Source organism: Ruegeria sp. AK11 (assembly GCF_056541095.1).
The window spans coordinates 24160-31607 of sequence record NZ_JBQFXU010000018.1 but is presented as its reverse complement, the minus strand read 5'-3'; the positions used below and the strand labels follow the sequence as shown (position 1 = coordinate 31607).

The window sequence follows — 7448 nt, the reverse complement described above, 5'->3', positions numbered from 1 at the left end:
TCATCTCCACTCTCTGATGGTTACGATGAGCCTGAAATCCTCCGCTACGCAATCAACCTAGTCTGTTCCATGGGTGCTGATGGCGGACAGCAACAACCCGTGTGAGGCACCTGAGCCGATAAGAAAGTTCAGGTTTTTGTCGTAAATGTCGCTTCTATTAATTTTAGTCACATTCAAACTCCGCAGCAAATGTCGCAGTGATACTTTCATGCTGCACTGCCCACAAGTAAAAGCTGTCTGTTGGTTGGCCTTTCGCGTCGACCGTTCTAACGTTTTGTTTTGGCATCGACATACGGAATCTTCGACCACGCCACAGAGCGTCACACTGAACCGAGAACTGGTTTACTTGATTGTGTGAACGTCAGATTGGTCTACACGCCAGTTTCACGCCTTCCGGCCTCATTCGTCTTGTAGCTCAGAGCCCGCTTCGGGGCGGAGAAGTACAGACAATACTCGGCGGTGAATACGATCTAGATCGTAATCGGTTAGTTCTAATCCCTCAGTCATCCGCGCTTTGAATGATTGAAAGTCTCCGCGAGTAATCTCGTCACGGTTTTTGTCGTCTCCGGCGAGTTGCTGCGCGAGTTTTTCCTTTCGGAAGTCCAGCAGAAAACGGGAAAATCGAGCGTTCAATTCGGAGTACTGAGGGGACTCCTCGATAGGCGATTTGTTTTTCATCAATTCGGTATCCGATAGCCATGGAACTGCCCGAGCGGTTTTGCTGGGCAAGTACAACATTCTGGTCAGCTTTTGCGTGTGACGCGTATGAGACGATTTGGTTCCATGGCCACAGTCTTGAGATTTTCTGGTCTTGGTCAATAGCGCGAATGTTATCGACGGTCGCCTAACGCAGAACAATCTCAGAACTCTACAGGAATCTTTTTTATTTTATTTCAAAGTCTTAAGAATCTGCGGGCATTAAAGACCGTTCAAATGGGCGCAAAAATCAACCTTATGGGCTATTTATGCCCACCCACACAATTTGTGCAGCGCTTCATACCTATCCGCATTTGGAATGACCGCAGTTGCGGCAGGTCATGCAGCCTTCGATCATGACCATGTCGTACTGACCGCAGGACGGGCAGGCTTTGCCGCGTGGCGCGTCTAAGTTCACCACTTGCGCCTGGGGGTCGGATTTCAGCCCCATCCCCTCGCCTTCCAGAAAGCCGATGGCAACCATGTGCTGTTCGATCACGCCCCCGATCGCGGCCAGGATCGATGGGATATACTTGCCTTTGACCCACGCCCCGCCGCGCGGGTCGAAAACGGCTTTCAGCTCTTCGACCACAAAGGACACGTCCCCACCCCGACGGAACACGGCCGAGATCATCCGCGTCAGCGCCAGTGTCCAGGCGTAATGTTCCATATTCTTGGAGTTGATGAACACTTCGAACGGGCGGCGGCGGCCCGAGATGATGATGTCGTTGATGGTCAGATAAATCGCGTGCTCGCTATCGGGCCATTTCAGCTTGTAAGTCGACCCCTCCAGCGATTGCGGGCGATCCAGCGGTTCGGACATGTAGATGACGTCGCCGCCTTCAATTTCATGAGGCGCATTCGCGCTTTCCCCCGGCACCTTGTCATCGCTTTCCGAAACGGTCAGAACCGAGCCGGTCACATCGTTGGGGCGATAGGTCGTGCACCCTTTGCAGCCCTGATCCCAGGCCTGCATGTAGACATCCTTGAAGGCGTCAAAGCTGATATCTTCCGGGCAGTTGATGGTCTTGGAGATCGAGCTGTCGATCCACTTCTGCGCCGCCGCCTGCATCTTGACGTGATCCGACGGCGTCAGGGTCTGGGCATTGACGAAATAGTCCGGCAGCGCTGCGTCGCCGAACTTGTCGCGCCACATCTGAACGGCGTAATCCACGACCTCTTCTTCGGTGCGCGAGCCGTCTTTTTGCAGAACCTTGCGGGTGTAGGCATAGGCAAAGACCGGTTCAATCCCCGACGACACGTTCCCGGCATAAAGCGAAATCGTGCCCGTGGGCGCAATCGAGGTCAGCAGAGCGTTGCGGATACCATGTTCGCGGATCGCATCGCGGACGTCGTCATCCATTTGCTGCATCGTGCCGCTGGCCAGATATTTCTCGGCGTCGAACAGGGGGAACGCGCCTTTCTCCTTAGCCAGATCGACCGAGGCCAGATATGCGGCGCGGGCGATTGCGTGCAACCAGCGTTCCGTCTGACGCGCCGCCTCGTCGGACCCATAGCGCAAGCCCAGCATCAGCAGCGCATCCGCAAGACCCGTCACGCCCAGCCCGATGCGGCGCTTGTCCTGCGCTTCCGCCTCTTGCTCGGCCAACGGGAATTTCGAGGCGTCCACGACGTTATCCATCATGCGCACGGCTGTCGCGACCAGTTCCTGCAACGCCGGTTCATTCAGATGCGCGGCATCCCCAAACGGTTCGGCCACCAGCCGCGCCAGATTGATCGAGCCCAGCAGGCACGCCCCGTAAGGTGGCAGAGGTTGCTCGCCACAGGGGTTCGTCGCGGCGATGGTTTCAACGTAGCTCAGGTTGTTGGCCTGATTGATGCGGTCGATGAAGATCACGCCCGGTTCAGCATAATCATATGTGGCCTGCATGATCTTGTTCCACAGATCGCGCGCCTGAACGGTATGATAGATCTTGCCGTCAAACTGCAACTCCCACGGGCCGTCGGCCTTGACCGCCTCCATGAAGGGATCGGTCACCAGCACCGACATGTTGAACATGCGCAGGCGGGCCGGGTCGGATTTGGCGGTGATGAACTGTTCGATATCAGGGTGATCACAGCGCATGGTGGCCATCATCGCCCCCCGGCGCGAGCCCGCGGACATGATTGTGCGGCACATTGCGTCCCACACATCCATGAAGCTGAGCGGGCCAGAGGCATCTGCCGCCACACCTTTCACATCCGCGCCGCGCGGGCGAATGGTCGAGAAATCATAGCCGATCCCGCCCCCCTGCTGCATGGTCAGCGCGGCCTCTTTCAGCATGTCAAAGATACCGCCCATGCTGTCGGGGATGGTGCCCATAACGAAGCAGTTGAACAGTGTCACCTGCCGCGCGGTGCCTGCGCCAGCAGTGATGCGCCCGGCGGGCAGATATTTGAAATCTTCCAGTGCCTCGTAGAACCTGTCTTCCCAATGATCCGGGTCGTCCTCGACCCGCGCGAGGTCACGGGCGATGCGTCGCCAGCTGTCTTCAACCGTCTGATCGATGGGCGTGCCATCCGCCTGTTTGAAGCGGTATTTCATGTCCCAGATCTGCTCGGCGATGGGGGCGGCAAAGCGGCTCATATCGAAACTCTATCTATAGTGTGAGTTAGTAAGAAATCCTCTATATATGATATTCAGGGCTTCATTCCAGCAAAAAAACTGCTGTATTCCAATTGACCATAGACCACACAATAGGCAAATTGATTGGTAATTTCTTGAGGGCTCTCGTAGCTCTCAAGAAACGGTGGAGATGGAGGGACTCGAACCCTCGGGGCGTTGGATAGGAAGCCGCACCCCGCACCATGCCATCCCCTGCATTGGCTCCTCGACCCGGTCGGGGAGCCAATCTTTACAATTTATCGAAATCATCATTTTGAGTTATCGACTCAGTATACTGCATACCGCTCTGTGATTCCCTGTGCTGAAAGAGGTATCCAGACTAACACCCACTACACCTTGATGAAAGCCAATCCTGAGCTACAATGGATAGATAGCCAATGGACGACTCTGTGGGAAAGTTGTGGATAAGTACGTGAACCTCATCAAACTTTCGGTTGGTTCGGAAAGCGTGGACTCTCTGATCGCGTGGCAGGACAGCCGAATGCCGCTTTATGAGGACAGATATCCGCGCCACGTAACCCGCATGTGGCCCAAACGTGATGCCGAGATTCTGAATGGCGGATCAATCTATTGGGTCATCAAGGGTGTCGTACAGTGCCGTCAGCGTATTCTGCGCCTGGACGAGGTGACCGGCGAGGACGGTATCCGCCGCTGCGCCATCGTTCTCGACCCTAACGTACATCGGACCCAGAACACCTTGAAACGCCCGTTTCAGGGGTGGCGATACCTGAAGCCCGAAGATACACCAGCCGACTTGCCGAAAGGGCGCGCGCAGGACGACGCCCTGCCCGATGACCTCAACCGCGCCCTAGCGGATATCGGTGTGCTGTAATTACCGCAGCCGATCCAGCAATTCCGTCAGAACCGCCTTATCCGCCGCGTCGACCTTTGCAACCCGGCTGCGCCACAATGTGGCCTGCGATTGCAGGATCAGACCGTCCGACAGGATCTTGAGGTGGTTTGCCCGCAGGGTTTCACCGGAGGAGGTGATATCAGCAATTGCCTCGGCTGTTTCGTTCATGACCGTACCTTCGGTCGCCCCCTGGCTGTCGACCAGAGTGTAGTCGGCCACGCCCGCGTCGGTCAGGAACTCCCGCACCAGTCGGTGATATTTGGTGGCGATCCGCAGCCGGTGGCCGTGAGTGTTGCGAAATGCTGCTGCCGCCGCATCGAGATCGTCCAGCGTGTCCACATCGACCCAGCAGGCGGGTGTGGCAATGATCAGATCGGCTTTGCCAAAGCCCAGCTGCGCAATCTCTTCGACCTGCTGTTCCCAGCGCGGAAGTTTTTCTTGCACCAGATCGATGCCGGTGACGCCCAGATGAATACGGCCCGACGCAAGTTCGCGCGGAATCTCACCCGCCGACAACAGAACCAGCGAGACGCCGTCAATCCCGTCGACCCTACCCGCATATTCCCGGTCCGAGCCGTTGCGGGACAGCACGATGCCATGTTTTTCGAACCATGAAACGGTCTTTTCCATCAACCGGCCCTTCGAGGGCACGCCCAGTTTCACACTCATAGCACGGCCTCCTCGATTTCAAGCATCAGGTCCGGGCGGATCACTCCGCCGATCGCGGGGATTTCGGCCCCATCCCCCAAACGGCGCGTCAGCGCATCATAGCGCCCACCGGTGGCGACAGGCGGCAGGTCGGGACGGCCTTCGGCGTAGAACCCAAAGACAAACCCGTCGTAATATTCCATCGATGTCCGGCCATAAGACGCTTCGAAATCCAGCCGGGCGACGTCGACGCCACGCGCTTGCAGGGCTGCGATCCGCGCCTCCAATCGGTCCAGTGCCGGGGTGATCTGCGGCAGATCCACTGCCACATCCCTCAGCTGTTCCAACGCGAAGGGCATGGTTTCACGCACATTCAGCAGCGTTTCCAACCCGGCCAGTTCATTGTCAGAGATCGGCGGCGCAGCGCGATCTTCACGCAGGGCTTTGATCCGGTCGGCAATCTCGGGCCCGCGGCGCTTGCCGATCATCGGAACATCAACCGCCATCGGGTCGTCCGCGTCCAAAAGCGCGTCACGGCCTTCGGGCCCCGGTTTACGCCCTGCAAACCGGTCCAGCAGCGCACGAAACCGGCGCGGCCGCCACAGGTGCCGCATCAGCGCGGCCTTGCGGCGGTCTGTGGTCCGAAGCCCTTCGACAGCCGCGGTTAGGATACCGATATCCCCGGTCGCTGCGCGCAGAGGCAGCCCGCGCAGTTGCATTGCCATCAGCGAAAACACTTCGGCATCGGCACCAGCGGGATCATCGCGGTCAAAAACCTCGTACCCCACCTGAATATATTCGTTCGAACGGTCCGGGTCGTGTTCCTGACGGCGGAACACCTCACCTGAATAGGTATAGCGCGCTGGCTCGGCCCCGTCCCGCATGTGCATCTGAACAACAGGCAGGGTGAAATCCGGGCGCAGCATCTGCTCGCCCCGCAGCGCGTCCGAGGTGACGTAGGCACGGGCGCGGATATCCTCGCCATAGAGGTCCAGCAACATTTCAGCGGGTTGCAGCAGCGGGGTATCCACCACCTGCGCGCCCGCAGCCTCGAACCGGACACGCATCATCGCGGCACGGGCCTGTATCTGGGAACGGTTGGGCATGGGTCAGTCCTGACTGTTCAGAATTTCACGCACTTTCGCGACCAGATCAGCGCGCGATACTTCGAACTGGCTGGGGCGTTCTTTCCATTCCTCCAGCGTGGCGCTTTCGGCGATCTTAGCCCCAAGGATCAGGTCCTTGATCTGCACGATGCCTTTTGCCTTTTCGTCCCCGCCTTCGATCACCGCAACCGGAGAGTTGCGCTTGTCCGCGTATTTCAACTGATTGCCAAAGTTCTTGGGATTGCCCAGATACACCTCGGCCCGGATGCCCGCATTGCGCAGCTCGGCCACCATCGCCTGATAATCGGCCATCCTGTCGCGATCCATGACGGTGACGACCACGGGGCCTTTGGCCTGGGCGCTGATCCGGCCCTTTTCGCGCAGCGCCGCCAGTAACCGATCGACGCCGATGGACACCCCGGTCGCGGGCACTTCCTGCCCGGTGAACCGCTTGACCAGATCGTCATAGCGCCCGCCGCCCGCAACCGAGCCGAATTGCCGCTTGCGGCCTTTCTCGTCGAAGATTTCGAACGTCAGTTCGGCCTCGTAGACCGGACCGGTGTAATAGCCCAGGCCACGGACGACGGAGGGGTCAATGACAATGCGGTCGGGGCCGTAGCCGCCAGCGGAGAGAAGTTCAGCGATCTGTTCCAGTTCAGCAATCCCATCCGCCCCAATCTTGCTGTCACCCACGGCAATGCGGAGGTTGGCCAATGTACCAGCGGTATCGACGGCCTTGGAAGTCAGGAAGGCGATAACCGGGTCTGCCTGATCATCGCTGAGACCAACGCCGTCGATAAACGCGCCCGACGCGTCCAGACGACCCTTGGTCAGCAACTCGCGCACACCCTGCTCACCCACCTTGTCGAATTTGTCGATGGTGCGAAGAACATTGTCTCGTGCGGCTTGATCATCGCCAAGCCCCATCGCCTCCAGCACACCGTTCAAAACCTTCCGGTTATTCACCCGGATGATGTAGTCACCGCGCGGGATGCCAACCTCTTCCAGCGTGTCGGCCAGCATTGCACAGATCTCGGCATCAGCAGCCATCGAGGCGGTTCCAACCGTATCTGCATCGCATTGATAGAACTGCCGATACCGCCCCGGCCCCGGCTTTTCGTTGCGCCAGACCGGACCCATCGCATAGCGGCGATAAGGCGTCGGCAGGTCGTTGCGGTGCTGGGCGTAAACCCGGGCCAGAGGCGCGGTCAGGTCATAGCGCAGGGCCATCCAGTCGCCATTTCCGCCCTCGTCAAACTCCTGCCACGCAAAGACGCCTTCGTTCGGGCGGTCCACGTCGGGCAGGAACTTGCCCAGCGCCTCGACGGTTTCGACCGCACTGCTCTCAAGCGCGTCAAACCCGTACCGATGATAGACGCCCGCAATCGTCCGCAGCATCTCGGTGCGCTGCGTGACTTCCTCGCCGAAATAGTCACGGAACCCTTTCGGCGTTTCGGCCTTGGGGCGGGGCTGTTTCTTGGGCTTGGCCATGTGGGGCGTCCTTGGGAGTGTACCTGTT

At 58.6% G+C, this 7448-nt stretch carries 6 protein-coding genes; 1 reads left to right on the top strand and 5 read right to left on the bottom strand.

Translation table 11 applies throughout. From position 1 onward, the window contains the following. Positions 1–399 precede the first annotated feature (399 nt). Positions 400–678, bottom strand: a complete 279-nt coding sequence (locus ACR0D9_RS20040; RefSeq protein ID WP_170723698.1) for a hypothetical protein — start codon at positions 676–678, stop codon at positions 400–402. Positions 679–1000: 322 nt separating this feature from the next. Beyond that, positions 1001–3283, bottom strand: coding sequence for an adenosylcobalamin-dependent ribonucleoside-diphosphate reductase (locus ACR0D9_RS20035; protein WP_480540037.1), 2283 nt, complete (start codon positions 3281–3283; stop codon positions 1001–1003). 439 nt (positions 3284–3722) lie between these two features. Here ACR0D9_RS20035 and ACR0D9_RS20030 point away from each other — a divergent pair, with 439 nt between their 5' ends. Continuing rightward, positions 3723–4154 (top strand): DUF1489 family protein, encoded by a 432-nt coding sequence (locus ACR0D9_RS20030; protein ID WP_480540035.1) that lies wholly within the window; start codon positions 3723–3725, stop codon positions 4152–4154. Here the strand turns inward: ACR0D9_RS20030 and hisG are convergent, their stop codons facing one another. Genes hisG through hisS form a run of 3 tightly spaced genes read right to left on the bottom strand, consistent with a single transcriptional unit; the run spans position 4155 to position 7420 of the window. Next, positions 4155–4844: an ATP phosphoribosyltransferase gene (gene hisG, locus ACR0D9_RS20025; RefSeq protein ID WP_267363646.1), complete on the bottom strand. Its 690-nt coding sequence runs from the start codon at positions 4842–4844 to the stop codon at positions 4155–4157. Next, the gene (locus tag ACR0D9_RS20020; protein WP_480489012.1) at positions 4841–5929 is read right to left on the bottom strand and encodes an ATP phosphoribosyltransferase regulatory subunit; all 1089 of its coding nucleotides are present in this window, start codon (positions 5927–5929) and stop codon (positions 4841–4843) included. Before ACR0D9_RS20020 ends, hisG begins: the two co-directional genes overlap by 4 nt. Positions 5930–5932: 3 nt before the next feature. After that, positions 5933–7420: a histidine--tRNA ligase gene (gene hisS / locus ACR0D9_RS20015; RefSeq protein ID WP_480540032.1), complete on the bottom strand. Its 1488-nt coding sequence runs from the start codon at positions 7418–7420 to the stop codon at positions 5933–5935. Positions 7421–7448 lie beyond the last annotated feature (28 nt).